The 23,183-nt window shown below is 66.2% G+C and carries 28 protein-coding genes; 15 read left to right on the top strand and 13 right to left on the bottom strand.

Annotated elements, in window-relative coordinates; all coding sequences use genetic code 11:
- Window positions 1-33: 33 nt before the first annotated feature.
- Window positions 34-4,053 (bottom strand): Pls/PosA family non-ribosomal peptide synthetase, encoded by a 4,020-nt coding sequence (locus ACQKLX_RS04360; RefSeq protein ID WP_427359811.1) that lies wholly within the window; start codon window positions 4,051-4,053, stop codon window positions 34-36.
- 224 nt (window positions 4,054-4,277) lie between these two features.
- A complete protein-coding gene (locus ACQKLX_RS04355; protein ID WP_427359809.1) occupies window positions 4,278-4,886 on the bottom strand; it encodes a histidine phosphatase family protein in 609 nt (202 codons plus the stop codon).
- A gap of 145 nt (window positions 4,887-5,031) precedes the next feature.
- Here ACQKLX_RS04355 and folP point away from each other — a divergent pair, with 145 nt between their 5' ends.
- Genes folP through folK form a run of 3 tightly spaced genes read left to right on the top strand, consistent with a single transcriptional unit; the run spans window position 5,032 to window position 6,751 of the window.
- Window positions 5,032-5,865: a dihydropteroate synthase gene (gene folP / locus ACQKLX_RS04350; RefSeq protein WP_427359807.1), complete on the top strand. Its 834-nt coding sequence runs from the start codon at window positions 5,032-5,034 to the stop codon at window positions 5,863-5,865.
- Window positions 5,862-6,230, top strand: a complete 369-nt coding sequence (folB, locus tag ACQKLX_RS04345) for a dihydroneopterin aldolase (protein WP_427359806.1) — start codon at window positions 5,862-5,864, stop codon at window positions 6,228-6,230. Before folP ends, folB begins: the two co-directional genes overlap by 4 nt.
- Window positions 6,227-6,751 (top strand): 2-amino-4-hydroxy-6-hydroxymethyldihydropteridine diphosphokinase, encoded by a 525-nt coding sequence (gene folK / locus ACQKLX_RS04340; RefSeq protein ID WP_427359804.1) that lies wholly within the window; start codon window positions 6,227-6,229, stop codon window positions 6,749-6,751. Before folB ends, folK begins: the two co-directional genes overlap by 4 nt.
- Before the next feature lie 4 nt (window positions 6,752-6,755).
- Here folK and fabI read toward each other — a convergent pair whose 3' ends face one another.
- The 3 genes from fabI to ACQKLX_RS04325 form a co-directional block, all read right to left on the bottom strand.
- Entirely contained in the window at window positions 6,756-7,595 is an 840-nt protein-coding gene (gene fabI / locus ACQKLX_RS04335; RefSeq protein ID WP_427359802.1) for an enoyl-ACP reductase FabI, read from the bottom strand.
- A gap of 97 nt (window positions 7,596-7,692) precedes the next feature.
- Window positions 7,693-8,616, bottom strand: a complete 924-nt coding sequence (locus ACQKLX_RS04330; protein ID WP_427359800.1) for a DnaJ C-terminal domain-containing protein — start codon at window positions 8,614-8,616, stop codon at window positions 7,693-7,695.
- Window positions 8,617-8,803: 187 nt separating this feature from the next.
- A complete protein-coding gene (locus tag ACQKLX_RS04325) occupies window positions 8,804-9,157 on the bottom strand; it encodes an RT0821/Lpp0805 family surface protein (protein ID WP_427359798.1) in 354 nt (117 codons plus the stop codon).
- Between the two features lie 248 nt (window positions 9,158-9,405).
- Here ACQKLX_RS04325 and pdxH point away from each other — a divergent pair, with 248 nt between their 5' ends.
- The 5 genes from pdxH to ACQKLX_RS04300 all read left to right on the top strand — a co-directional run bounded on the left by pdxH (window position 9,406) and on the right by ACQKLX_RS04300 (window position 12,279).
- On the top strand, window positions 9,406-10,008 hold the full coding sequence (gene pdxH, locus ACQKLX_RS04320) for a pyridoxamine 5'-phosphate oxidase (RefSeq protein WP_427359797.1): 603 nt from the start codon (window positions 9,406-9,408) through the stop codon (window positions 10,006-10,008).
- Between the two features lie 67 nt (window positions 10,009-10,075).
- On the top strand, window positions 10,076-10,798 hold the full coding sequence (locus ACQKLX_RS04315) for an SDR family NAD(P)-dependent oxidoreductase (protein WP_427360098.1): 723 nt from the start codon (window positions 10,076-10,078) through the stop codon (window positions 10,796-10,798).
- Window positions 10,795-11,277: an NUDIX hydrolase gene (locus ACQKLX_RS04310; protein ID WP_427359796.1), complete on the top strand. Its 483-nt coding sequence runs from the start codon at window positions 10,795-10,797 to the stop codon at window positions 11,275-11,277. Before ACQKLX_RS04315 ends, ACQKLX_RS04310 begins: the two co-directional genes overlap by 4 nt.
- Window positions 11,274-11,726 carry a TIGR02301 family protein gene (locus tag ACQKLX_RS04305; protein WP_427359795.1) on the top strand — a complete coding sequence of 151 codons (453 nt, stop codon included), beginning with the start codon at window positions 11,274-11,276 and terminating at the stop codon, window positions 11,724-11,726. The genes ACQKLX_RS04310 and ACQKLX_RS04305 overlap by 4 nt, the downstream gene beginning before the upstream one ends.
- A 283-nt stretch (window positions 11,727-12,009) precedes the next feature.
- On the top strand, window positions 12,010-12,279 hold the full coding sequence (locus tag ACQKLX_RS04300) for a hypothetical protein (protein WP_110492788.1): 270 nt from the start codon (window positions 12,010-12,012) through the stop codon (window positions 12,277-12,279).
- Here ACQKLX_RS04300 and ACQKLX_RS04295 read toward each other — a convergent pair whose 3' ends face one another.
- Window positions 12,280-12,627: a winged helix-turn-helix transcriptional regulator gene (locus ACQKLX_RS04295; RefSeq protein WP_427359793.1), complete on the bottom strand. Its 348-nt coding sequence runs from the start codon at window positions 12,625-12,627 to the stop codon at window positions 12,280-12,282.
- A gap of 110 nt (window positions 12,628-12,737) precedes the next feature.
- Here ACQKLX_RS04295 and ACQKLX_RS04290 point away from each other — a divergent pair, with 110 nt between their 5' ends.
- A complete protein-coding gene (locus ACQKLX_RS04290; RefSeq protein WP_427359791.1) occupies window positions 12,738-13,688 on the top strand; it encodes an NAD(P)-dependent oxidoreductase in 951 nt (316 codons plus the stop codon).
- 29 nt (window positions 13,689-13,717) lie between these two features.
- On the opposite strand, the gene ACQKLX_RS04285 is transcribed toward ACQKLX_RS04290, so the two are convergent.
- From ACQKLX_RS04285 to ACQKLX_RS04270, 4 genes are all read right to left on the bottom strand, one after another.
- A complete protein-coding gene (locus ACQKLX_RS04285) occupies window positions 13,718-14,986 on the bottom strand; it encodes an RNA polymerase sigma factor (RefSeq protein WP_427359789.1) in 1,269 nt (422 codons plus the stop codon).
- Between the two features lie 42 nt (window positions 14,987-15,028).
- Complete coding sequence (locus ACQKLX_RS04280; RefSeq protein ID WP_427359787.1) at window positions 15,029-15,454, bottom strand: YciI family protein; 426 nt, start codon at window positions 15,452-15,454, stop codon at window positions 15,029-15,031.
- An 82-nt stretch (window positions 15,455-15,536) separates the two neighbouring features.
- Window positions 15,537-15,959 carry a YciI family protein gene (locus ACQKLX_RS04275; RefSeq protein ID WP_427359785.1) on the bottom strand — a complete coding sequence of 141 codons (423 nt, stop codon included), beginning with the start codon at window positions 15,957-15,959 and terminating at the stop codon, window positions 15,537-15,539.
- Between the two features lie 117 nt (window positions 15,960-16,076).
- Window positions 16,077-16,739 carry a dihydrofolate reductase family protein gene (locus ACQKLX_RS04270; RefSeq protein ID WP_427359783.1) on the bottom strand — a complete coding sequence of 221 codons (663 nt, stop codon included), beginning with the start codon at window positions 16,737-16,739 and terminating at the stop codon, window positions 16,077-16,079.
- Between the two features lie 264 nt (window positions 16,740-17,003).
- Here ACQKLX_RS04270 and ygfZ point away from each other — a divergent pair, with 264 nt between their 5' ends.
- The 5 genes from ygfZ to ACQKLX_RS04245 are packed head-to-tail and all read left to right on the top strand — an operon-like array spanning window position 17,004 to window position 20,317.
- Window positions 17,004-17,891, top strand: coding sequence for a CAF17-like 4Fe-4S cluster assembly/insertion protein YgfZ (ygfZ, locus tag ACQKLX_RS04265; protein ID WP_427359782.1), 888 nt, complete (start codon window positions 17,004-17,006; stop codon window positions 17,889-17,891).
- Window positions 17,888-18,334, top strand: a complete 447-nt coding sequence (locus tag ACQKLX_RS04260; protein ID WP_427359780.1) for a DUF6978 family protein — start codon at window positions 17,888-17,890, stop codon at window positions 18,332-18,334. Before ygfZ ends, ACQKLX_RS04260 begins: the two co-directional genes overlap by 4 nt.
- A complete protein-coding gene (locus ACQKLX_RS04255) occupies window positions 18,331-19,092 on the top strand; it encodes a DUF1829 domain-containing protein (RefSeq protein ID WP_427359779.1) in 762 nt (253 codons plus the stop codon). Before ACQKLX_RS04260 ends, ACQKLX_RS04255 begins: the two co-directional genes overlap by 4 nt.
- A complete protein-coding gene (locus tag ACQKLX_RS04250; protein WP_427359777.1) occupies window positions 19,089-19,712 on the top strand; it encodes a DNA-3-methyladenine glycosylase I in 624 nt (207 codons plus the stop codon). Before ACQKLX_RS04255 ends, ACQKLX_RS04250 begins: the two co-directional genes overlap by 4 nt.
- On the top strand, window positions 19,712-20,317 hold the full coding sequence (locus tag ACQKLX_RS04245; protein ID WP_427359775.1) for a YfbR-like 5'-deoxynucleotidase: 606 nt from the start codon (window positions 19,712-19,714) through the stop codon (window positions 20,315-20,317). Before ACQKLX_RS04250 ends, ACQKLX_RS04245 begins: the two co-directional genes overlap by 1 nt.
- 136 nt (window positions 20,318-20,453) lie before the next feature.
- Here the strand turns inward: ACQKLX_RS04245 and ACQKLX_RS04240 are convergent, their stop codons facing one another.
- Both ACQKLX_RS04240 and ACQKLX_RS04235 read right to left on the bottom strand, forming a co-directional pair.
- Window positions 20,454-20,741 carry an SH3 domain-containing protein gene (locus ACQKLX_RS04240; protein ID WP_427359773.1) on the bottom strand — a complete coding sequence of 96 codons (288 nt, stop codon included), beginning with the start codon at window positions 20,739-20,741 and terminating at the stop codon, window positions 20,454-20,456.
- The gene (locus ACQKLX_RS04235) at window positions 20,738-20,941 is read right to left on the bottom strand and encodes a hypothetical protein (protein ID WP_427359772.1); all 204 of its coding nucleotides are present in this window, start codon (window positions 20,939-20,941) and stop codon (window positions 20,738-20,740) included. Before ACQKLX_RS04235 ends, ACQKLX_RS04240 begins: the two co-directional genes overlap by 4 nt.
- Here ACQKLX_RS04235 and aceB point away from each other — a divergent pair.
- Window positions 20,940-22,547 carry a malate synthase A gene (gene aceB / locus ACQKLX_RS04230; protein ID WP_427359770.1) on the top strand — a complete coding sequence of 536 codons (1,608 nt, stop codon included), beginning with the start codon at window positions 20,940-20,942 and terminating at the stop codon, window positions 22,545-22,547. The genes ACQKLX_RS04235 and aceB overlap by 2 nt on opposite strands.
- A gap of 142 nt (window positions 22,548-22,689) precedes the next feature.
- Here aceB and ACQKLX_RS04225 read toward each other — a convergent pair whose 3' ends face one another.
- Window positions 22,690-23,163, bottom strand: coding sequence for a methyltransferase family protein (locus tag ACQKLX_RS04225; protein WP_427359769.1), 474 nt, complete (start codon window positions 23,161-23,163; stop codon window positions 22,690-22,692).
- Window positions 23,164-23,183: the final 20 nt, after the last annotated feature.

Genomic DNA, 23,183 nt, shown 5'->3' with positions numbered 1-23,183 from the left:
CGAAGGCAATCCAATCAGCACGGAGGCCGCTCGTCAGTAGTGCCCGACCACCGCCGCCGCCGGCACCGCCGGCGCGCCTTCCCAGCGTGTGTTCGCCGGCAGATTCTCGCCCTTCATGATCACCGTAAGCAGGCCGATCTGGGCGTAGTCGCCGACATGGGTGTCGTAGAGCACCGTCGCCCCGGCGCCGACGCAGACTCCCTTGCCGAGCGTGACCCTGCCGACCTTCATCACCCGGTCCTCGTAGAGATGGGTCTGCAGGGCCGAATGGGCGTTGACGGTGCAGAAATCGCCGACCTTGATGCAGTCGAACTCGGTGATATCGGTCGAGTCCAGCCAGACGCCCTGGCCGTATTGCGCGCCGAACAGGCGCAGGAACCAGGGCAGGAACGGCGTGCCGCGCAGATAGTCGAACAGCACCTTGCCGCCGAGCCCCCAGTAGAGCACCGCGACCGCCTCGGTCCGCATCGCCCAGAATGACCACATCGGCTTCATCACCGGCTTGTAGACGCCCATCAGCAGCCATTTCATCAAGGCGCAAATCAGCGCCTGGGTGATGGCTATCAGCACGGCGCAGCCCATGAAGGCGAGCGCGAGACCCGCCCAGTCGCGATCGAAAATCTTCTGCTGCAGCACGAGATCGACCGCGAGCGTGCCGAAAGTGATGAACAGCATCGCCGGGAAGGAGGTGTGCAGCGCCTCGAAGGCGGCGCGCGCCAGCTGCTTGCCCGTCGAGGGCTTGTAGGTCCAGTCGGCGCCGAGATCGACCTTCTGCCGCGTCGGCAGCTTGATCGGCGGCGAGCCGAACCAGGTGTCGCCGGGGCTCATCAGCTCATTCGCCGGCGGCTTCGACTTGATGCCGATCAGCACCTTGTCGGGGATCACCGCACCAGGCGGCACCACGGCGTCGTTGCCGACGAAAACCTGCTCGCCGGTGCGGGTCATGTCGAGGCGCATATAGCCGCGCCGCAGGTCCTCATCGCCGAAGATCACCTCGTCGGCGATGAAGTTGCCGGCGCCGATCCCGGTGATGTCGTAGCGCCCCGAGAGATTGGTCGAGATCTCGGCGCCGTTGCCGATGCTCGCGCCCATCATCCGGTACCAGAAGCGCATGTAGATCGTCGCGAACAGCGAGGACAGCGTCTCCAGCGTCACTTCGGTCGCCAGCGCCACCGTCCATTTGCGGGCGTAGAAGCCCGAATGGATCGAATAGGAGCCGGAGGAAACGCGCGGCAGGATCGCCCAGCGCAGCGCGCAGATCAGGAAGACCGTGATGCTGATGAGGCCGATCGCCGTCGGCCAGGTCAGGATCGGCAGGTACCAGAGATAGCTGAGATCGGACCAGGTCGCGACCCAGTTGTCGATCCTGTCGAACAGCCAGAAGGCCGGGAAGATCGGCAAGAGGCTGATCGGCGGCAGCACGATCAGCATCACCACGTAGAACAGCGTCATCGCTGCCCGCCGCCCGGCACTCGCTTCGGCCTGAGGCGGCAGGGCTTCGATATCGACCATGCCGGTCTTGCGGGCGGGCGAACCGTCCCAGATCTCGGCCGTGCCGATGGTCGCGCCCGGCGCGATCGCGGTCAGGTCGCCGATCTCGGCGTGGTCACCGACAGTACAGCCATGGCCGAACACGACGGAGGACCCGGCATAGACGTCCTTGCCGATCGCGATCCGGCCGATGATGAAGTCGGCGCCAACAGCCTCGGCATTGGCGAAGGTGGTCTTCGAGCCCAGCGTGGTGCCGTCGCCGAGCTCGACCAGGTCGATCGCGCCGGCCTCGTAATCGGAGATGATGACGTCGCGCCCGACCTTGGCGCCGAGCAGGCGCCAGTAGAAGCGCATCACCGGCGTGCCCTGCAGCCATTTGATGTGCACGAGCCCGGCGACGCGCGAGGCGAACCACCAGCGGAAGTAATAGACGCCCCAGAGCGGGTACGTGCCCGGCTTGGTCCGGCCCAGCACCAGCCATTTCAGGCCGATCGCGATGAAGCCGGTGATGATGGTGATCGCGACATAGATGCCGAGCAGCGCGAAGACCTGCGCCATCGCCGACAACTCTTCGCCGGAGAGCAGCATGTAGCTGACGAAGATGCCGAGCCATTGCGCCGTCGAGAGGCTGATGATGATCGGCAGCGCGATCGCCTGCGCTAAGCCGCAGAGGAAGCGGCGCCGCAGCGGCGGCGGCGTGAAGGAAAGGTCCTCCTCGGCCCGGATACCGCGAGAATCGAGCAGCTCCGCCATCGCCCGCAAGGTGCGCGCACCATAGACGTCCTGCAGGGTGATGCCGGCATAGGCAGGCGTCTCGCGCACGATCGAGATGAAGCGCGCCGCCAGCAGCGAATGGCCGCCGAGATCGACGAAGAAGTCAGCTTCCAGCGGCAGCGCCTGCGCGCCGAGCACGCGCTTGGCGGCGTCGAGCAGGGCGGCCTCGGTCTCGTTGCGCGGCGGCTCCTGCTCGCCGCTCGCGGCCGGCGCCGTCAGCGGCGCTGCCTTCAGCATCTTGCGGTCGACCTTGCCGGAGATCATGCGCGGCAGCGAGCCGACCGGCTCGAAATGCGCCGGGATCATGTAGGGCGGCAGCTTCTCGCGCAGCGATGCCCGCAGCACCTTGCCTTCGATCTGCACCCCGGGCTCGCCAACCAGGAAGGCGACGAGCCGCTCGATGCCGTCATCGGTGCGCAGCACGACCGCGGCCTGGCTGATGCCGGCCTCGTCCGAGAGCGCCGTCTCGATCTCGCCGAGCTCGACGCGGAAGCCGCGGATCTTGACCTGGTCGTCGATACGGCCGTGGAAGACGATGTTGCCGCTCTCGTCGAGGCTGACGGCATCGCCGGAGCGATAGAGGACCGGGTCGCCGCCGCTGCCGCCGAACGGGTTGGCGATGAACTTCTCGGCCGTCAGCTCGGGGCGCAGATGGTAGCCCTTGGCGACGCCGGGACCGCCGATCAGCAATTCGCCCTGCTGGCCGACGCCGGTCAGCTTCATCTCATCATTGACGATATAAGCGGTGTAGTTCGGGATCGGCTTGCCGATCGTCACCGTTTCGCCGGGCTCGACCGAGGCGGCCGTCGCCACCACCGTCGCTTCTGTCGGCCCATAGGTGTTGAAGATGCGCCGGCCCGGCTTCGACCATTTCTGCACGATCGAGGGCGGCAGCGCCTCGCCGCCGAGCAGGATCAGCTTCAGCGAGGGCACATCGGAAGGCAGGATGCCGAGCAGGGTCGGCACCGTGTCGATCACGGTGACGCCGGCATCGTTCAGGATCGCCGGCAGCTTCTCGGCGTCGCCCATCATCTGCGGCGTCGCCACGAACAGGGTCGCGCCGACGAGATAAGGCGTCCAGATCTCCTCCATCGACAGGTCGAAGGCGACGGAAGCGCCCTGGAAAACGACGTCGTCGGGCCCCATGCCGTAGAGCGCGTTCCCCGAGCGCAGGAAATGGCAGATGTTGCGCTGGCTGATGACGATCGCCTTGGGCGTGCCGGTCGAGCCCGAGGTGTAGATCAGATAGGCCGGATGGTCGGGCGTCAGCCCGGTTGGCCGAGCCGGCATCGGCTTGCCGTCGCTCGCCTCGGCGAGCTGTTGCGGGCACCAGACGGTACGCCCCGTCGCCGCGGCACGCGCCTTCCAGTCGGTCTGCGTCACCAGCCCCTTGGCGCTGGCGTCCTCCAGGCAGATGGCGATGCGCTCGACCGGCGCCTCTGCGTCGAAAGGCAGCCAGGCGGCGCCGGACAGCGTGATCGCGATCTGCGCCACCAGGAGCTCGATGCCGCGCGGCATCCACAGGCCGACCATGTCGCCCGGGCCGACGCCCGCGAGCGCAAGGCCGCGCGCCTGCGCCTGCGCCTGCGCCCAGACCTGCGCATAGCTCAGCCGGCTCTCACCGGAGATCATCGCCGGGTGATCGGGACGCGCTGACACGCTCGCCGCAAAGATCTCGGCGAGCACCTCGTCGCGCAGCAGCTCCGGACGCTTCTCGCCTGCCAGCATCGCAAGCGCGGTCGCGCTTGTGTCGGCGCCGCCCGCCGAAACCGTGGTGATGTCGTTCATGCTGCCCCGCCGCAGGTCCCGGCCTTACCGCCCGGACTGCACCTCACGTCGAACGCCTCGCCTCCCCGCGGCAACGCGTCCATCGAATCCAAGGCCGGACACCCGCAGCCGCGCGGAAACTCGCCTGCCGGCCGTATAGGAGCAGATTTGGCTTAACCGCGGCTGAACGGCAAGCCTGAAGAGGGCATGGGGTTAAGCTTCGGCGCCGCACCCGCGGCCGCTTCTCACATCCAGTTCGCCTTGCCGCCTTCGACCACCAGGATCTTGCCCTGCCAGATCTCGACGCGGGCGGCATCGGCCGTGCCGACGGCGCCGATCAGCGCCAGCACCGCCCGCGCCACGCCGCCATGGCTGACCATCACCGTGTCCGGCGCCAGCCCCTCGAGCACCGGCCGGATGCGCTCCGCCAGCATGCGGTAGCTCTCGCCCCCAGGGGGCACGAAGCCCCATTTGTCGCGCTCGCGGGCCTGGGCGCGCTCGCGCTCGGCCGCGCTCGCACTCTTGCGGATCTCGCGCCAGGTGAAGCCTTCCCAGTCGCCGAAAGTCAGCTCGCGCAGGCGCTCGTCGATACGGAACTCCTGCGGCGGCAGGTCGAGCTCGCGCCGCAGGATCGTCATCGTCTCCCGGGCTCGCTCCATCGGCGAGCAGATATAATCGACGCTGGCATAGTCCGGGGTCAGCGCCTTGAGCCGGCGTGCCGCCTCCTCCGCCTGCATCCGGCCGAGCGCGTTGAGCGGAATGTCCTTCCCGCCTTGCAATCGGCCCTCCCGATTCCAGTCGGTTTCGCCATGGCGGACGAGGAAAAGGCGACCTGGAATCGTGAGCGGAGTCATGCCTCGCCTCATGCACGCTGGCGACGGCAACGTCAAAGCGGCGAAAGCGCCGCAGGCCTCATCCTCACCGCCTCGTGAGCTTTGTGGTGGCCGCGCCTCCTGGCGCTGTGTAAGAGGCAGCCTCCAGCATCAACCCGATCGCCGCATGACCGCCACGCTGACATTGCCGGATGGCCGCAGGCTCGACCTCGGCGCCAGGCCCCTGCTGATGGGCGTGGTCAACGTCACCCCGGATTCCTTTTCCGACGGCGGCCTCTTCGCCGATCCCGCCGTGGCGGTCGCGCATGGGCTGACGCTGGCGCGGCAAGGCGCCGATATCGTCGATGTCGGCGGCGAGTCGACCCGGCCGGACCATGTCCGCCTCGATGCATCAAGCGAGCTCGCCCGCGTCATGCCGGTGATCACCGGCATCGCCGCGCAGAGCGACATCCCGATCTCGATCGACACCTACAAGGCAGAGGTCGCCGAGGCCGCGCTCAAGGCCGGCGCCTCGATCGTCAACGATGTCTGGGGTGCGCAACGCGAGCCCGCCACAGCCGGCGTCGCGGCGCGCCATGGCGCGCCGATCGTCCTGATGCACAACCGCGAGGAGGTCGATCCGACGCTCGACATCCTCGCCGACGTCCTGCGCTTCCTCGAGCGCTCGATCGCGATCGCCATCGAGGCCGGCGTGCCGCGCAGCCAGATCGTCGTCGACCCCGGCATCGGCCGCTTCGGCAAGACCGCCGAGCAGTCGCTGCTGCTGATGCGGGAGCTTCGCCGCCTTGGCGAGCTCGGCTGTCCGGTCCTGCTCGGCGCCTCCCGCAAATCGGTGCTCGGCCATGTCATCGGCAAGGCGGTGCCGGCGGAGCGTGTCGCCGCCAGCATCGCCGCACATCTCTACGGCGTCAGCCAAGGCGCCACCATCATCCGCGCCCATGACGTCGACGAGCATGTCGACGCCCTGAAAATCTGGGCGGCGATCGGAGCAGCACGATGAGCGCGACCGGACAGATCTTCATCGAGGCGCTCGACCTCTACGCCTATCACGGCCATTTCGCCGAGGAGGGCCGGCTCGGCCAGCGCTTCTCGATGGACCTGGTGCTGGATTGCGACCTGCGGGCATCCTCGCTCAGCGACAGCCTTGCCGACACCGTCGACTATGGCGATGTCGTCGCCCTGGTCACGCGCACCTTCTCGGCCAGGCGCTTCAAGCTGCTGGAGGCGGCAGCGCGCGCTCTCGCCGACGCGATCCTGGCGGAGTATCCGGCTGTGACCCGCGTCGCCGTCACCTTGCGCAAGCCGGCGCCGCCGATCCCGGGCCGGATGGAATCGGTTGGGATCAAGCTGGACTTCACGCGGTGAGCATCGAGGCGACGCTCGGCCTCGGCGGCAATCTCGGCGACCCCGTCGTGGCCTTCGCCGCGGCGCTGGCGCGGCTGCGCGCTCACGCCGCCGTCGAAGTGAAGGTTACCTCCTCGGTCTGGCGCACGGCGCCCTGGGGCAAGCTCGACCAGCCGGAGTTCCGCAACATGGCGGTGCTGATCGAGACCTCACTCTCAGCCGACGACCTGCTTTCGCTCTGCCTCGAGATCGAACGCGAGAGCGGCCGCGAGCGGCGCGAGCGCTGGGGGCCGCGCACGCTCGACATCGACATACTGACCTATGGCGATGAGACGATCGACCGGCCAGGCCTGCAGATCCCGCATCCGCGCATCGCCGAGCGCGCCTTCGTGCTGGCGCCGCTGGCGGAGGTCGCGCCGGGGATCATGGTCGGAGGCAGAAGCGTCACCGATCTGCTGACGGCGATCGCGAGCGATGACGTCAGCCGCGATGCCGAAGGCACCACGCGGCTAAAAGAGCTGGTCGCAGCTCAGCCGGGCTGAGCCCTCACTCGCCCTTGTCGAGCGAGATGTCCGGCGCGGTCGGCACCTTCATGCCGACGACATGGTAGCCGGCATCGACATGCATCACCTCACCGGTGATGCCACGCGACATGTCGGAGACCAGGAACACGGCGGTCTCGCCGACCTCCTCGATGGTGACGGTGCGGCGCAGCGGCGAGTTGTACTCGTTCCACTTCAGGATGTAGCGGAAATCGCCGATGCCCGAGGCGGCCAGCGTCTTGATCGGCCCGGCCGAGATCGCGTTGACGCGGATCTTCTGGGGGCCGAGATCGGCGGCGAGATACTGCACGCTCGATTCGAGCGCGGCCTTGGCGACGCCCATGACGTTGTAGTGCGGCATCCACTTCTCGGCGCCGTAATAGGTCAGCGTCAGCAGCGAGCCGCCATCCGGCATCAGCTTCTCGGCGCGCTGGGTGATCGCCGTGAAGGAATAGCAGGAGATCAGCAGCGACTTCGAGAAGTTGGCCTCGGTCGTGTCGACATAGCGGCCGGTCAGTTCGTCCTTGTCGGAGAAGGCGATGCAGTGGACGACGAAGTCGAGCTTGCCCCAGAGCTTCTCGATCTCGGCGAAGACTGCGTCAATGGTGGCACCGTCGGTGACGTCGCAATGGCCGACGACATGGCCGCCGAGCTGCTGCGCCAGCGGCTCGACCCGCTTCTTCAGAGCATCGCCCTGATAGGTGAAGGCGAGCTCGGCGCCGGCATCCGCAGCCGCCTTGGCGATACCCCAGGCGATCGAGCGGTTGTTGGCAACGCCCATGACGAGACCGCGCTTGCCCCGCAGGAGGTTGGCGGTCGGGGCGGCGCTGCTGGATTCAGGCATCTGAGACCTTCGAACTGGACGAACCGGCAAAAGAGAACCGGACGGTCTCATAACTGAGGTAACGAGGCGGTGGAAGCGCCCTGTGCCGAAATCCTGTTCAGGCGTCCCGGCCGGCCCGCGCCTTCATCAGTGCCGTCAGATCGGCATCCTCGCTGGGCATCTCGATGTCGATCGAGACGAAGAGGTCGCCATGCTCGCCCTTCTTGGCGCCGGGCAGCCCCTTGCCGCGCAGCCGGAACTGGCGCGCCGTCCCCGTCAGCGGCGGCACGTTCATCTCGACGGCGCCTGACAGCGTCGGCACATGGATCGGCCCGCCGAGCACCGCGGTCGCCAACGGCACGGCGACGCGCGCGCGCAGGTTGATGCCGTCGATCGTGAAGCGCGAATCGGGCTTCACCTTGATCGTCATCAGCACGTCGCCGGCCTCGCCGGTGAGCGGATGGGTCTGGCCGAGACCGCGCAGGCGCATGACCTTGCCGTCGGCGACGCCCTCGGGGATCGTCACCTCGACCTCGCGCCCGCCGGGCAGCTTCACCCGTCGCGTACCGCCATTGACCGCCTCGGCCAGGCCGACCTCAAGGGTGAAGCTCTGCTCGGGCGGCTTCTGCGGCTGGCTCTGCCGGCCACGCCCGCCACCGCGCCTGGCCGCCTCGCCGAAGAGCGAGCCGAAGATGTCGGCGGGATCGAAGCCCGGATCGCCGCCGCGGCCGGGTCCACCGCCGTCGAAATGGAAATCGAAGCCGCCATGCTGCGCGCCGCGGCGCCCCGCGCCCATGCCCTCGAAGCCGGAAAAGCGCGGCTTACCCTCAGCGTCGATCTCGCCGCGGTCGAACTGCTTGCGCTTGTCGGTGTCGCCGAGGATCTCATAGGCGGTGTTCAGCTCGGAAAAGCGCTCCTGCGCCTTCGGGTCGCCCTGGTTGCGGTCGGGGTGCAGGTCCTTGGCGCGGCGGCGATAAGCCTTCTTGATCTCGGCCTCGTCGGCCGATTTCGCCACGCCCAGAACCTGATACGGATCACGCATTCAAACACACCCCCGAAGGCTTCGTATTCCGGCCTACCGGAACCGCCTCATAGATCATCGCGCGTCCGGGCGGACGCGGTCACGAGGATCTATCACATTGTTATCGCATCGGATTATTCCGAAAAGTGGGATCCACTTTTCTGTCCGATGCTATAGATGGGAAGACTGTGGCGCAGTTGCAACAGGCTTAGGCCGCGCCTTTCCACGGCTTGGCGTCTTTCACGGCCCATTCGCCGCCGGATGGCCGGCAGGCAGTGCCCTGCAGCTTCACCGGACCGGTCTGCAGACTCATCGAGGCCAGGAAGGCCCGGCAGATCTCGTCCGACTTCAGGAACGGGCCGCCAACCGGGGTGAACGTGCCCTTCATGCCGCTCTGGGCGTTGTCCCAGGAGACCGGTGCGCCATTGCCCTGCGGATCGAGCGCCAGTGCCATCGCGCCCTCGGCCCGGCGCCAGTCCTCGGTGCCGAGATCGGGGGCGAGCGTGACGAGCGGGCTTTTGCCCTCGACGGCGCGCGCCGGCAGTACCGAGGCGGTGGTCATAGCGACCTCATCCTCGGCCTTGCTGGAGAGGCCCATGATCGGGAAGGAGATCGAGCAGCCGGCCGAACCCAGCGCAAGCAGGAGCAGGCCTGCGAGCGATGCCCCGCGTGCAAGGGGACTGCGCTCATGCGGCCTCTGGCTCCGCTGGCCGCGGGGCTTATATATGACTGCCAACTCAAATCGCATTACGGATCGCGCTCGCCCGACGCTTCCTGAACCTACCGAGGATTAAGCACGTGAATGCGTTAATGAGCGGTGACTTCACCGAAGCCAGCGAGCCCTTCTCCCTGTTCGAAAGCTGGCTGGAGGAGGCCAAGGCCTCCGAGCCGAACGACCCCAACGGCATGGCGCTCTCGACGGTCGACGCCGACGGCATGCCCAATTCCCGGATGGTCCTGCTCAACGGCCGCAGCCCCGAGGGTTTCGTCTTCTACACCAACACCCAGAGCCAGAAGGGCGAGGAACTCGCCGGCCAGCCCAAGGCCGCCGCGCTGTTCCACTGGAAGAGCCTGCGCCGGCAGGTCCGCATCCGCGGCCCCGTCAGCCGGGTCAGCGACGCCGAGGCCGACGCCTATTTCCAGTCGCGCCCGCGCGACAGCCGGATCGGCGCCTGGGCCTCGCAGCAATCGCGGCCTCTCGAAAGCAGGTTTGCTCTGGAAAAGGCGGTGGCGAGCTATGCGCTGAAATTCGGCGTCGGCGAGGTGCCGCGCCCGCCGCACTGGACCGGCTTCCGCATTGCTCCGGTCTATATGGAATTCTGGCGCGACGGCGCCTTCCGCCTGCACGACCGCATCGTCTTCCGCCGCGCCTCGCCCGCCGACGCCTGGACGAAGACCCGGCTCTATCCCTGAGGATCGCCCTTCCATGGCCATGCCCAAATTCGACTTCCCGAAGACGGAACCCGGCAAGCGGCCGGTCATGCTCTTGACCGGTGCCAGCCGCGGCATCGGCCATGCCACGGTGATGCAGTTCGCCATGGCCGGCTGGCGCATCCTGTCCTGCTCGCGCCAGGCCTTCTCCGAGAAATGCCCCTGGCCTTCGGGCGCGGACGACCATGTCCAGATCGACCTCGGCGACCCCGAGGACACGATGCGCGGCATCGCCGAGATCAAGAAGCGCCTCGCCGCCGAGGGCGGCAAGCTCAACGCGCTGGTCAACAATGCCGGCATCTCGCCGAAGGGGCCGAAGGGCGGGCGGCTGGGCGCCGCGACGACCTCGTTCAACGACTGGCACCAGGTCTTCCAGGTCAATTTCTTCGCACCGATCATGCTGGCGCGCGGCCTGCTCGACGAATTGACCGCGGCGAAGGGCACGATCGTCAACGTCACCTCGATCGCCGGTTCGCGCGTCCACCCCTTTGCCGGCGCCGCCTATGCGACCTCGAAGGCGGCGCTCGCCAGCCTGACCCGCGAGATGGCGGCCGATTTCGGCCCGCTCGGCATCCGCGTCAACGCGATCTCGCCCGGAGAGATTGATACCGCCATCCTTTCGCCCGGCACCGACAAGATCGTCGAGAAGCTGCCGATGCTGCGACTTGGGAAGACCGAGGAGGTCGCCAAGGCGATCTATTTTCTCTGCACCGACGCTTCGAGCTACGTCACCGGCGCCGAACTCCACATCAATGGCGGGCAGCACGTGTGAGCGGTCAGGACAACGGCCAGATCATCCGTTTTCCGAATCCAGCCCGCGCCGCGGCACGCCCGGTGCTCGCCGCCTCGATCGCCGTCTTCCGTAACGGCAAGGTCCTGCTGGCGACACGGACCCAGCCCCCGGCCGACCAGCTCTGGTCGCTGCCCGGCGGCAAGGTCGAGGCAGGCGAGAGCCTGGAGGCCGCGGCCCTACGCGAATTGGAGGAAGAGGTCGGCGTCAGCGCCCGGATCGTCGGCTTCAACCGCCATGTCGAGATCGTCGGCCGCGATCCAAAGGGCGCGGTGACCCATCATTTCGTCATCGCCTCCTTCGTCGGGGAGTGGCTCTCCGGCGAGCCCCGGCCGGGCCCTGAAGCCGGCGCTGTCAAATGGGCCGACCCGTTGAAGCTCGGCGGCCTGCCGACGACGCGCGAGCTCGGCGATGTGCTGCGCCGTGCTGCCGCCATTGTCGCTGGTGATGCTGGCGCATGACGAAGTCCGCGCTTGCAGCCCTGGTCCTCGCCACGCTGGCCGCGAGCCCGGAAGTGCTGCTGGCGCAGGCGCGGCGCCCGGCCCAGCCGCAACAACAGCAGCAACAGCGGCCTGCCGAACCGCCCCCTGCGGAACCGGAATCACCAGCCCCGCCCTATGAGCCGCAATTGCTGCAGCTCGCCGAGATCATCGGCTCGCTCTCCTATCTGCGGACGCTCTGCGAGACCCGCGAGGCGCAGGACTGGCGCGACCGCATGGCGACGCTGCTCGAATCGGAAGGGCGCTCGCCGCAACGGCGCGAGCGACTGGCCAGCGCCTATAACCGCGGCTACCGCGCCTATTCGGCGACGCACCGCACCTGCAGCGACGGCACGCAGGAGGCCTCCGCCCGGCTTGCCCAGGAAGGCGAGAAGCTGGCGAAAGCGCTGGCCGGCCGCTTCGGCGGCTAGTGCAGCAGACTGAAACCAGATGCCAGTTTTCGGGACAATCCGGGACTTCGTGCAGAGCTAGACAGCCATTTTGCCGACGACGATCCGCCTAACGCTCCAGTTTCGGCACAAGCCTGCGCCATCCTTAGGCAGAATTGTCCCCTGCGAATTAACCTTTCTTAAAGACCATGATGGCGCCCGCGGACCATGGGCCGTATCCTTGGCAGGCAAATCACCGGAATGGTCGCGACGTGCATCCGTTCCACTCGACAGGTTTCTTCCGACGCCGGGTACTGCTGCCTTCATGTCTGCTCTCTCCGACGACCTGCCGCTCGACCCGACCCTCGCCGAGGACGTCAAGGACGCCCGGCACGTCGCCTATAGCTATGTCGAGGACGCCTTCGCCGAGGCGCGCCAGGACGGGCTCGATTCCGACGCGCTCGCCCATGCCGCCCTGTTCGCGGCCATGCGCACGCTGGTCGAGACCTATGGCGAGGAGGCGACCGCCGTCTTCGCCGAGGCCCTGCCTGAGAAGATCCGCAACGGCAGCTTCACCATCGGCACGCGCCACTGATTATTCGGCTGCGGCCGGAAGCCTGCTCTGCCCGGAATGGGCGAGCCCCCATAGCGCCAGGGTATGCGCGGCATCGTTGAGCGCCGTTCCGGCCGGCGTCAGCGAATACTCGACCCGCAGCACGGCCTCCTCGAACGCTTTGCGCCTGACGACGCCGTCACGCTCCATCTCGCGCAGCTGCTCGTAGAGCACCTTCTCGCTGATTCCCGGCAGCCGCCGGCGCAATTCGCCGAAGCGCAGCGGCCGCTCGTGCAGCTCCCACAGGATCGCCGACTTCCAGCGCCCGCCGATCACCGACAGCGCCTGGCCCAGACCGCATGTGTCGGGCAGATTGACCCTGATTGGCATAGCCCTCTCCAACCGACCACTTACATTCATGTAAGTAATTGAAATAAAAAATAAAACTGGAAATCTCCTGCGGACGCCGCCGGCATGGGCCGGCTTCGACCAACACAGAAATGCGCGCGACGCCGCGCGATCGAAGGCACGCCTTCTATCGCAGCCGTGCTTCCGCGCTGTCAGGAGAGCAATCGATGAGTGCCATTGTTTCCGTGGTCGGCCTCGGCCGCATGGGCTCCGCCCTCGCCCGAGCCTTCCTGAAGGCCGGCATCACCACCCATGTCTGGAACCGCTCGCCCGATAAGGCCGCAGCGCTCGCCAGCCAAGGTGCGATCCTCGCGCCGTCGGTCGCTGCCGCCGCCGCGGCCGCCGACATCGTCGTCGTCTGCGTCAGCACCTATGCCGATTCGGACAGGCTGTTTCGGGTGCCCGAGGTTGCGGCTGCCCTGCGCGGCAAGCTGATCGTCCAGCTCTCCTCCGGTTCGCCGAACCAGGCGCGCGAGCAGGCGCTGTGGGCGGCCGGCAACGGCACGAGCTATCTCGACGGCGCGATCATGGCGACGCCGGACTTCATCGGCCAGCCCGGCGGCACCGTCCTCTATTCCGGACCTCGGGCCCTGTTCGATGCGCATCGGCCCGTCCTCCTGGCGCTCGGCGGCAACCCGCAATTCGTCGGCGAGGATGTCGGCCATGCCTCGGCACTCGACCTCTCTTTGCTCGGCCAGATGTGGGGCGCGCTCTTCGGCCAGTTCCAGGCGGCCGCGATCTGCCAGGCCGAGGGCATCGCGCTCGACCTGTTCGAGGAGCACCGGCTGGCCTTCCAGCCCGTCGTCGAGGGCGCGGTGGTGGACCTCGTCACCCGCATCCGCGACCGCCGCTTTGCTGCGGATGTGCAGACTCTCGCCTCGCTCGACGTCCACTACGGCGCCTTTGGCCTGCTCCTGCAGCTCTGCAGCGAGCGTGGCCTGCACGATCTCGTCCCCAGGGCGCAGGACAGCCTGTTCCGCAAGGCGATCGAGGCCGGCCATCGCCAGGATGATTTCGCCGCTATCGCGCAGTTCATGCGCTGAAGGACAACGCCAGGCGGTTGCGCTCGGTTTCAGCCGGCCGCCTTTCGCGCCGTCTCGGCCCGGCCGAGCAGCAGATCGCGCTCGCGCCGGTTCCGGGTCATTCCGGCGGCGCGGGTGAACTCGATCTCAGCCTCGCTATGGCGGCCGAGCTTGAGCAGGAAATCGGCGCGCACGCTCGGCAGCAGATGGTAGTTCTTCAACGCCGGGGCAGAGGCAAGCGCATCGACCAGCACCAGCCCTGCCGCTGGCCCTTCCGCCATCGAGACAGCAACGGCGCGGTTTAGTTCTATTACCGGCGAGGGCGTCAGCACGCCGAGCGCGCCATAGAGCGAGGCGATCCTGTGCCAGTCGGTTTCCTCGGCGGTATGGGCACGGGCATGGCAGGCGGCGAGCTCGGCCTGCAGGACATAGGGGCTGGGCTCGGTGGACAGCCTGCGCGCCGTCTCCAGCGCCTTGAGGCCGTGATTGATCAGCAGCCGATCCCAGCGCGCCCGGTTCTGATCGAGCAGCAGCACCGGCGCTCCGTCCGATCCGATACGGGCGCGTAGGCGGGAGGCCTGCAGTTCCATCAGCGCGACGAGGCCGTGGACCTCCGGCTCCTGCGGCGCGAGGCCGGCAAGGATGCGCCCGAGCCGCATCGCCTCCTGGCATAGCGCCGGGCGGACCCAGTCCTCGCCGGCGGTCGCGGCATAACCCTCGTTGAAGATCAGATAGACCACCTCCAGCACCGAGGCGAGGCGGTTCGCCAGCTCGGGGCCGTGCGGCACCTCGTAGGGCACCTTCGCCTCGGCCAGCGCCTTCTTCGCCCGGACCAGGCGCTGCGCCATGGTCGGCTCCGGCACGAGGAAGGCGCGAGCGATCTCCTCGGTGGTGAGGCCGCCGATCAATCGCAGCGTCAGCGCAAGCCGCGCCTCGACTGCGAGCACCGGATGGCAGGCGGTGAATATCAGGCGGAGCAGATCGTCGCCCAGCTCGTCGTCGAGCGCCTCCTCGATCCCGGCGATCGGGTCGGCCTCCTCGTCAAGGTCGCGACCGATCTCCTCATGCTTGCGCTTCAGCATCTTGGCGCGCCGGAGGTCGTCGAGCGCGCGATGCTTGGCGGCCTGCATCAGCCAGGCGCCGGGATTGCGTGGCACGCCTTCTCCCGGCCATTGCTGGAGCGCCGCGACAAGCGCGTCCTGCGCCAGCTCCTCGGCCCGGCCGACATCGCGGGTGACGCGGGCAAGGCTCGCGATCAATCTCGGGGCCTCGATCCGGAAGACCGCCTCGATGGCGCGGTGTGCATCGCTTGCCGTCATGGCCTGCGATACACACCATCAGCAGCGTGGCTGGCAAGCGGCTCAGCCGTTGTCGCCGACCTCCTTCTTGAGACGCTTCCACGCCGCGTCGGCCTCGGGCGAGACCGCATCGCCGAAATCGGCGAGGTCGACGACCGGACGGATCTCGATCTCGGACGGGCCCGGCATCGGATTCGGGCAGCGCTTGACCCAGGCGATCGCGTCATCGAGCGACTTGCACTCCCAGAGCCAGTAACCGGCGACCAGCTCCTTGGTCTCGGCGAAAGGCCCGTCGACGACCGAGCGCTTCTCGCCGTCGAACTGGACGCGCGCGCCCTTCGCGCTCGGCTGCAGCCCGTCGCCACCCTTCATGATGCCGGCCTTCACCAGCTCTTCATTGTAGGCCATCATCGCATCGACCAGTTCCCGGGTCGGCGGGGCACCGGCTTCGCTATCCTTGGTCGCCTTGACCATCACCATGAAACGCATCGGTCTTCTCCGTTTTGACTGGAGCGGTGCAAGACACATCTGCCCCCTCCGGATTGGAATCGGGTTTTGAGTTGCCGTCGGCTCAGCCGGCGAGCTTCGCCGCCTCCGCGCGCAGGCGCTCCTCCTGCTCGCGCAGTTCCGGCGTCATCGCCTCGCCGAAATCCTCCATCTCGAAGATCGGGCGCAGCTCGATCTCGGTGCCGCCGTCGAATGGCGCGCGCTTCAGCCACTCGACCGCCTCGTCGAAGGAGCGGACCTGCCAGATCCAGAAGCCGGCCAGCAGTTCCTTGGTCTCGGCGAAGGGCCCGTCGGTAATCGCCCGCTCCGCCCCCGAGAAGCGCATGCGCAGCCCCTTCGAGCTCGGATGCAGTCCCTCGCCCGCCAGCATCACGCCGGCCTTCACCAGCTCCTCGTTATAGGCGCCCATATGGGTGAGCAGGGCCTCGCTCGGCATCACGCCGGCTTCGCTGTCCTTGTCGGCCTTGACCAGAACCATCACACGCATCGGTCTTCTCCTGTCTTTTAGGGTTGGTTTCGCTTCGCTGTGGAGCGGGAGAAGTCCCGCCCTCTGTTGTCACGTCGAACGAGGCAGGCCCCGATCGACAGGTCGCCGAATTTTTTTTCAGCCCCTGGCCGAATATTTTTCGCGGCGGGCGATTTCGGCGGCGCTCGGCTCGGCGAATTCGAACGAGCCGGTGGTAACCTCGCCCTCGCGGCGATAGGTCGCCATGAGCACGCCGGTGCTGGAGGCACTGCTCTCGACCAGCTTGAACGCGGCCGGCATCGCGCCAGTGCCGAACAGGCGCTTGCCCTTGCCGAGCACGACCGGGAAGGTCAGCAGCGTGATCTCGTCGATCAGGTCCCTGGCCAGCAGCGCCTGGATCAGCTCGCTCGAGCCCTGCAGCAGGAGCTTGCGCCCGTCCTGGCGCTTCAGCGCCGCGACTTCCGCAGCCGGGTCGCCACGCAGCGCGACGCTATTCTGCCAGCCAAGCGTCTGCGGCTCCGAGGTCGCGACATATTTGGTGATGGCGTTGAACTTGACCGCGATCGGATCGTCGCCGGCATAGGGCCAGTGCGCCGCGAAGATGTCGTAGGTCCGGCGGCCGAGCAGCAGGTCGAACTCGTCGGACAGCGCCTTGTCCATCACCTTGCCCATCGCCTCGTCCCAGTAATGGAAGGTCCAGCCGCCATGGCTGAAGCCGCCCTGCGGGTCCTCATGCGGGCCGCCCGGCGCCTGCATGACGCCATCGAGCGACACGAAGGTGGCGGCAACGACTTGTCTCATCTGACTTCTCCCGATCGAAGGAACCTGTCGGCTCCGTGAAGGCAGGAGCCTCGCGGCCGGGCCATCCGCCCATTCCGCTGCTCCTTGCCTTCACGTCGAACGACCGATTGCCGGATCGACAGCCCCTCGAAAAAATTCTTCGGCGGGCGACGGCACCCGTTTCCTGCTTCGGCCGGAGCATCGGTTGAGCCTTGCGCCGAAGCACCCTAACTATCGGGACGAACGGCGCCCGCGCCGAAACAGCAATCGCTCAGAGAGCCAGCCATGCCGGCAACCAGACTGGTCGACCGCGGCGTCATCCGCGTCAGCGGCGACGACGCCCGCGATTTCCTCGACAACATCGTCACCAACGCGATGGAGACCGTCACGCCCGAGCGAGCCGGATATGGCGGGCTGCTGACACCGCAAGGCAAGATCATCGGCGATTTTCTGATCGTCGCCGTGCCGGAAGCGGAAGGCGGCGGCTTCCTGCTCGACACGCCCTTACTCCAGACCGCCGACCTGATGAAGAAGCTGAAGCTCTACAAGCTGCGCGCCAAGGTGACGCTCGACGATCTCAGCGACAGTGCGGCGGTAATCGCCGCGACCGATGGCGGCAAGCTGCCGGCCGATGCCGGGCTGGTCTATGCCGATCCGCGCCTGCCCGAACTCGGCGAGCGCGCTATCGTCGATCGCGATGGCGCCGACGAGCTCGTCGATGCCTCGATGGACGACTATCATGCCCGCCGCATCGGCCTCGGCATCCCCGATGGCGGGCGCGACTTCCTCTATGGCGACACCTTCCCGCACGAAGCGCTGTTCGACCAGCTCGGCGGCGTCTCCTTCAGGAAGGGCTGCTATATCGGCCAGGAGGTCGTCTCGCGCATGCAGCATCGCGGCACCGCGCGCTCGCGTATCGTGCCGATCGTCTTCAGCGACGGGGTGATCCCGGAGGACGGCGTCGAGGCCAGCGCCGGCGGCAAGACGCTCGGCCGCGTCGGCTCCTGCGCCAATGGTCACGGCCTCGCCCTGCTTCGGCTCGACCGGGTGGCGGATGCGCTCGCCGCCGGCCACACGCTCGACGCCGGCGGCCTTGCCTTCACCCTGGCGCCCAAGCCGTCCTTCATCCGCTTCCCCTATCCGGGCGAGCCAGAATTCGGAGCAGCGGCATGAGTGCCTTTGTAAGCCAAGCGGAAGTGGACGCACTGCTCGCTATGGATAAACATCGGATCGATGAGGAGCGCTTAGATTTGCCAGACGTGGGCGGGGGAGTGATCGTCCCACTGCTTTCCGCCGACGGAGCTGAACACTTTCATTTGGACATAAGTCGCAGTCGAATGAATCTAGCTAAGGGGAAATTTCAAAACCGCGCCCGAACTACGATGGTTTTGGCCCGCGTCGATATCGGCGGCGCGCCGCACCGAAACCCAGATGGCGAAGAGATTGGATGCCCCCATATCCACCTCTACCGGGAAGGCTACGGAGATCGATGGGCATTTGCTGTCCCACCAGATAAATTCACTGATCCAAGCGACCACTGGCAAACATTAAACGATTTTATGAGGTTCTGTAATATAACTCGGCCACCGCTCTTTAATCGTGGGCTTTTCTCGTGAGTGAGATCGACACCCTTGTAGACGGTTATTGGCGGTGGCTGCGCGATAAGACCGCGATCCGCCAGGTTAAAGATTGGACCGAAATCACTACCCCCTACCTTGATCGGCACAATGATTATTTGCAGATTTACGCTCGCAAATCGGCCAATGGGTTCATTCTGACCGATGGTGGGGAAACTCTACTCGATCTTGAGCAATCCGGCTGCGCGATGGGCAGCGGTAAACGGCAGCTCATTTTGCAATCTATATTGAACGGATTTGGTGTAGAAAAATCTGGAGATGCCATTCAGACGCACGCGACACCAGACAATTTTCCGTTGAAAAAGCACAATCTGATACAGGCACTACTGTCTGTTCATGATATGTTTTTCTTAGCTTCATCAACTGTAGAAGCCATATTTTACGACGATGTCGCTGCTTGGCTAGAAAGCGTAGATATTCGATTTACTTCGAGAATTAAATTCTCCGGTAAAAGTGGATTTGATCATATGTTTGATTTTGTTATCCCGAAATCCAAAAATGCATCCGAGCGTATAATTCGAGCAATAAATAATCCAAGCCGAACCACAGCTCTAAATCTAATTGCAGCTTGGCTTGATACCAGGGCGAGCAGGCCAGAAGACGCGCAGCCTTTTGCATTTGTGAATGACAATGAAAAGATCATTGGCAGCAATGTCACGGATGCACTGATAAACTACGGCATTACACCGATCGCGTGGAGCCAGCGTGATCAATTTGTCGAGCGGTTAGCGGCATGAGCGGGCGCGAGGCGGTCGAGGGTCCCGACGGCAAATATCGCTGCATCTGGCCGGGGAGCGATCCGCTCTATCTCGCCTATCACGACACCGAATGGGGCGTGCCGGAATATGATTCCCGCGCGCTCTGGGAAAAGCTGATGCTCGACGGCTTCCAGGCCGGCCTGTCCTGGATCACCATCCTGCGCAAGCGCGACGCCTTCCGCGCCGGCTTTTCCGGTTTCGAGCCCGAGACCGTCGCCCGCTTCGGCGAGGCCGATGTCCAGCGCCTGCTGGCGGATGCCGGGATCGTGCGCCATCGCGGCAAGATCGAGGGCACCATCCGCAATGCCCAGGCCTATCTCAGGCTGAGCGAGAAGGGCCCCTTCACCGATTTCCTCTGGAAGCATCTCGACGGGCGGGTGATCCAGAACAGCTTCCGGACACACGAAAACGTCCCGGCCGAGACCGCCGTCTCCAAGGCGATCTCGAAGGAGCTCAAGGCCGCCGGCTTCACCTTCTGCGGCCCGACCATCGTTTATGCGGTGATGCAGGCCTGCGGCATGGTCAACGACCACCTCACCGGCTGCTTCCGCTGGCAGGAATGCGCGGCGCTGGCGCGCGACACGCGCCCCGCCGCCTGATGGCCAAACCTCCCGCTCCGCCGCGCGCCTGGCAGCGCATGCTGTCGGGCCGGCGGCTTGACCTGCTCGACCCTTCCCCGCTCGATGTCGAGATCGAGGACATCGCCCATGGCCTCGCCCGCGTCGCCCGCTGGAACGGCCAGACCCGCGGCGTGCATTCCTTCTCGGTGGCGCAGCATTGCCTGTTGGTCGAGGCGATCGCGGGGCATCTCAACCCGGACTGGCCGCGCGAGTGGCGCCTGATGGCACTGCTGCACGATGCGCCGGAATACGTCATCGGCGACATGATCTCGCCGTTCAAGGCGGTGATGGGCGATGCCTACAAAGGCGTCGAGCTGCGCCTCTTGGGCGCGATCCATCTGCGCTTCGGCCTGCCGGCGACGACGCCGGCAATCGTCAAGCGCAAGACCAAGGATGCCGACAAGATCTCGGCCTTCCTCGAAGCCACCGAGCTCGCCGGCTTCGAGCGCAAGGAGGCGCTGCGCTTCTTCGGCCGGCCGCAGGCCCTGCCGCGCGAGGTACTGGCGCTGATCGAGCCGCAGGCGACGGAGGAAGCGCAGGCGGCGTTCCTGAAGCGGTTTGGCGAACTCGCGGCTGCCGGCTGAACGCCTCGCCAATTCGCTCCGGCGAGTCAGGCCGGGGCGATCTTCGAGAACCGGAGCGCAGCGGACATTGGTCCGTGATCACCGGGAGCGCAGAAGATCGTCTCGGATGGCCGCCGGAGTAGAATTGGCGAGGCGTTCAGTAGCAGGATACGAATTCCCGGTAGACCCACCCCACCACATGGTTGCGGCCACGCGGGCTGATCAGCGCCCAGGCCCGGCCCCGCTCGTCGGATGAGGTGTTGATCACCCTGATGCCGACGCCGTTGCTGACGCGGCCGATGATCTCGCCATTGGGCGTCTCGCGGATGTTGAGCGGCGTGCCCGTCGGGTCGGTGACGGCGCAGCGGTTCTGGGCGAAGGCCGGAGCCGCCGAAAGGCAGATGGCCAGCGCGGCGGTGAGCAGGCCGAGGCGGGTGGCGGTCATGAATCAATCCCCTGATCGTCAACCTGCACGCCCCGCGCGGTGACACGCATTTGCAATGGCGCAGTCAGGGCCGCTTTCGCCGCGTTGCGCGATTGTTTCCATTTATGATCAGATGATCTGACATTCTCTGCCATACCCGAGAAAATCAGGCAGGCCCATAATAAGCTCATCTGATCGCAGCCTTGGGAGATGACAGCCATGACCGCCCCGACCAGCCTGAAGCTTCCTGCCGGCGTTGTCGTCAAGGGCGCTCTCGCCGAGCGTTATGACGAAATCCTGAGCCATGACGCGCTCGCTTTCGTCGCCGATTTGCAGCGCCGTTTCAACGAGACCCGCAAGCGCCTGCTCGCTCTGCGCAAGGAGCGCCAGAAGCGCTTCGACGCCGGCGAGACCCCGGATTTCCTGACCGAGACCAGGCACATCCGCGAAGGCGACTGGAAGGTGGCGCCGATCCCGGCCGACCTGCTCGACCGCCGCGTCGAGATCACCGGTCCGGTCGACCGCAAGATGATCGTCAATGCGCTGAACTCCGGCGCCAAGGTCTTCATGGCCGATTTCGAGGACGCCTCCTCGCCGGTCTGGGCCAACATGGTCGAGGGCCAGATCAATCTCCGGGATCGCTGGGCCGGCAAGATCGATTTCACCGACGCGACCTCGGGCAAGGCCTACAAGCTCAAGGACAAGCCGGCCGTCCTGATCATCCGCCCGCGCGGCTGGCATCTTCCCGAGCGCCATATCGAGATCGACGGCGAGATCGCCTCGGGCTCGCTGGTCGATTTCGGCCTCTATCTCTTCCACAACGCCAAGGCGGCGCTGGCGCAGGGCTCGGGCCCCTATTTCTATCTGCCCAAGCTCGAGAGCCATCTCGAGGCGCGCCTCTGGAACGACGTCTTCGTCGCCGCCCAGTCCGCGCTCGGCCTGAAGACCGGCACGATCAAGGCGACAGTGCTGATCGAGACCCTGCCGGCCGCCTTCGAGATGGACGAGATCCTCTACGAGCTGCGCGACCATATGGCCGGCCTCAATTGCGGCCGCTGGGACTACATCTTCTCCTTCATCAAGAAGCTTGCCCGCAACAAGGCCTTCGTCCTGCCCGACCGCTCGCAAGTCGTGATGACCAAGGCCTTCCTGCGCGCCTATTCGCTGCTGCTGATCAAGACCTGCCATCGCCGCGGCGCCTTCGCCATGGGCGGCATGGCGGCGCAGATCCCGGTCAAGAACAACCCCGAGGCCAATGCCGCCGCCTTCGCCAAGGTCAAGGCCGACAAGGAGCGCGAGGCCGGCGACGGCCATGACGGCACCTGGGTCGCCCATCCCGACCTCGTGCCCGTCGCGATGGAGGTGTTCGACCGGCTGATGCCGCAGGCGAACCAGCTCGGCAAGCTGCGCGAGGACGTCTCGGTCGGCCGCGAGAACCTCTTGGAGGTCCATCAGGGCACCCGCACCGAGGACGGCTTCCGCGAGAACATCCGCGTCGGCGTGCAGTATCTTGAGGCCTGGCTGCGTGGCCGTGGCGCCGTGCCGATCTACAACATGATGGAGGACGCTGCGACCGCCGAGATCAGCCGCGCCCAGATCTGGCAGTTCGTCCAGTATGGCGTCGCGCTCGAAGGCGGGGCCAAGGTCGACGCCGACCTGTTCAAGCGCTGCCTGCCCGAGGAGATGGCGCGGGTGAAGGGCGAACTCGGCGCCGAGGCCTATGACAAGGGCCGCTTCCCCGAGGCGATCGACCTGTTCTCGAAGCTCTCGCTCGCGCCTGAGTTCGAGGAATTCCTGACCGTGCCGGCTTACGGGAAGCTGGGGTGATCCAGTCGCCCGCGCCGCTCGGACGGGCGGCGCGGGTTTACCTCTTTCGGTCTTGGATTTTGGCCTTTGCCGCAATGGGTCGTAAGCTGACGTCGTGCCCATCGCTGCTTCGACAATCGTCCTCGCGACGACTTCAGGGACGTCAGAGCCAGCGGCGAACCTCGGCCCTGTAGCGGCGGTAGTCGTCGCCGAACTTCGCTTCGAGATAGCGCTCCTCGCGGGCGATCACCTGCGTCTGGATCACGATCAGCACCAACGGGAGCAAGGCAAAGGCGATCGGCCCGTCGAAGCCGATCGCAAGGCCGGCATAGACAAGCGCCATGCCGAGATACATGGGATTGCGGGTCCACCGATAAGGGCCGGTCGTTGCGATGAGGCTCGTAGGCCGCGACGGCCGAACATTGGTGCCCAGCCGCCGGAACAGCCCCGCCGCCGCAAGCATCATCGCCGCGCCGGCAACGAACAGCAGCGCGCCTGCTGTGATCAGCAACCACCAGTCGATGCCGAAGGAGCGCAGGGTGACGAACCGCTCCGCCGCCAGCCCCAATAGCAGCGCCCCCAGATAGATGAAGGGCGGAGGGAAGCGCACACCCGCGCTGTCCGGTTGGACGGCCATGCTGATCCTCCAATCTATGC

The sequence above is a fragment of the Allobosea sp. NPDC003192 genome (assembly GCF_050275675.1).
Lineage (GTDB): Bacteria > Pseudomonadota > Alphaproteobacteria > Rhizobiales > Beijerinckiaceae > Allobosea.
Note: the sequence above shows the minus strand (reverse complement) of the source record. Positions and strands in the feature narration are given on the sequence as shown.

What these genes read in the sequence shown, in the direction of transcription:
- folB (WP_427359806.1), top strand. Translation starts at nt 5,862, where the DNA reads ATGAGCGCGACCGGACAGATCTTCATCGAGGCGCTCGACCTCTACGCC.
- aceB (WP_427359770.1), top strand. Translation starts at nt 20,940, where the DNA reads ATGACCGCCCCGACCAGCCTGAAGCTTCCTGCCGGCGTTGTCGTCAAG.
- ACQKLX_RS04290 (WP_427359791.1), top strand. Translation starts at nt 12,738, where the DNA reads ATGCGCGCGACGCCGCGCGATCGAAGGCACGCCTTCTATCGCAGCCGT.
- ACQKLX_RS04315 (WP_427360098.1), top strand. Translation starts at nt 10,076, where the DNA reads ATGCTCTTGACCGGTGCCAGCCGCGGCATCGGCCATGCCACGGTGATG.
- ACQKLX_RS04250 (WP_427359777.1), top strand. Translation starts at nt 19,089, where the DNA reads ATGAGCGGGCGCGAGGCGGTCGAGGGTCCCGACGGCAAATATCGCTGC.
- ACQKLX_RS04360 (WP_427359811.1), bottom strand. Translation starts at nt 4,053, where the DNA reads ATGAACGACATCACCACGGTTTCGGCGGGCGGCGCCGACACAAGCGCG.
- ACQKLX_RS04240 (WP_427359773.1), bottom strand. Translation starts at nt 20,741, where the DNA reads ATGACCGCCACCCGCCTCGGCCTGCTCACCGCCGCGCTGGCCATCTGC.
- folP (WP_427359807.1), top strand. Translation starts at nt 5,032, where the DNA reads ATGACCGCCACGCTGACATTGCCGGATGGCCGCAGGCTCGACCTCGGC.
- ACQKLX_RS04285 (WP_427359789.1), bottom strand. Translation starts at nt 14,986, where the DNA reads ATGACGGCAAGCGATGCACACCGCGCCATCGAGGCGGTCTTCCGGATC.
- ACQKLX_RS04260 (WP_427359780.1), top strand. Translation starts at nt 17,888, where the DNA reads ATGAGTGCCTTTGTAAGCCAAGCGGAAGTGGACGCACTGCTCGCTATG.
- ACQKLX_RS04245 (WP_427359775.1), top strand. Translation starts at nt 19,712, where the DNA reads ATGGCCAAACCTCCCGCTCCGCCGCGCGCCTGGCAGCGCATGCTGTCG.
- ACQKLX_RS04270 (WP_427359783.1), bottom strand. Translation starts at nt 16,739, where the DNA reads ATGAGACAAGTCGTTGCCGCCACCTTCGTGTCGCTCGATGGCGTCATG.
- ACQKLX_RS04325 (WP_427359798.1), bottom strand. Translation starts at nt 9,157, where the DNA reads ATGACCACCGCCTCGGTACTGCCGGCGCGCGCCGTCGAGGGCAAAAGC.
- ACQKLX_RS04225 (WP_427359769.1), bottom strand. Translation starts at nt 23,163, where the DNA reads ATGGCCGTCCAACCGGACAGCGCGGGTGTGCGCTTCCCTCCGCCCTTC.
- ACQKLX_RS04300 (WP_110492788.1), top strand. Translation starts at nt 12,010, where the DNA reads ATGTCTGCTCTCTCCGACGACCTGCCGCTCGACCCGACCCTCGCCGAG.
- ACQKLX_RS04305 (WP_427359795.1), top strand. Translation starts at nt 11,274, where the DNA reads ATGACGAAGTCCGCGCTTGCAGCCCTGGTCCTCGCCACGCTGGCCGCG.
- fabI (WP_427359802.1), bottom strand. Translation starts at nt 7,595, where the DNA reads ATGCCTGAATCCAGCAGCGCCGCCCCGACCGCCAACCTCCTGCGGGGC.
- ACQKLX_RS04295 (WP_427359793.1), bottom strand. Translation starts at nt 12,627, where the DNA reads ATGCCAATCAGGGTCAATCTGCCCGACACATGCGGTCTGGGCCAGGCG.
- pdxH (WP_427359797.1), top strand. Translation starts at nt 9,406, where the DNA reads ATGAGCGGTGACTTCACCGAAGCCAGCGAGCCCTTCTCCCTGTTCGAA.
- ygfZ (WP_427359782.1), top strand. Translation starts at nt 17,004, where the DNA reads ATGCCGGCAACCAGACTGGTCGACCGCGGCGTCATCCGCGTCAGCGGC.
- ACQKLX_RS04280 (WP_427359787.1), bottom strand. Translation starts at nt 15,454, where the DNA reads ATGCGTTTCATGGTGATGGTCAAGGCGACCAAGGATAGCGAAGCCGGT.
- ACQKLX_RS04355 (WP_427359809.1), bottom strand. Translation starts at nt 4,886, where the DNA reads ATGACTCCGCTCACGATTCCAGGTCGCCTTTTCCTCGTCCGCCATGGC.
- ACQKLX_RS04275 (WP_427359785.1), bottom strand. Translation starts at nt 15,959, where the DNA reads ATGCGTGTGATGGTTCTGGTCAAGGCCGACAAGGACAGCGAAGCCGGC.
- ACQKLX_RS04235 (WP_427359772.1), bottom strand. Translation starts at nt 20,941, where the DNA reads ATGGCTGTCATCTCCCAAGGCTGCGATCAGATGAGCTTATTATGGGCC.
- ACQKLX_RS04330 (WP_427359800.1), bottom strand. Translation starts at nt 8,616, where the DNA reads ATGCGTGATCCGTATCAGGTTCTGGGCGTGGCGAAATCGGCCGACGAG.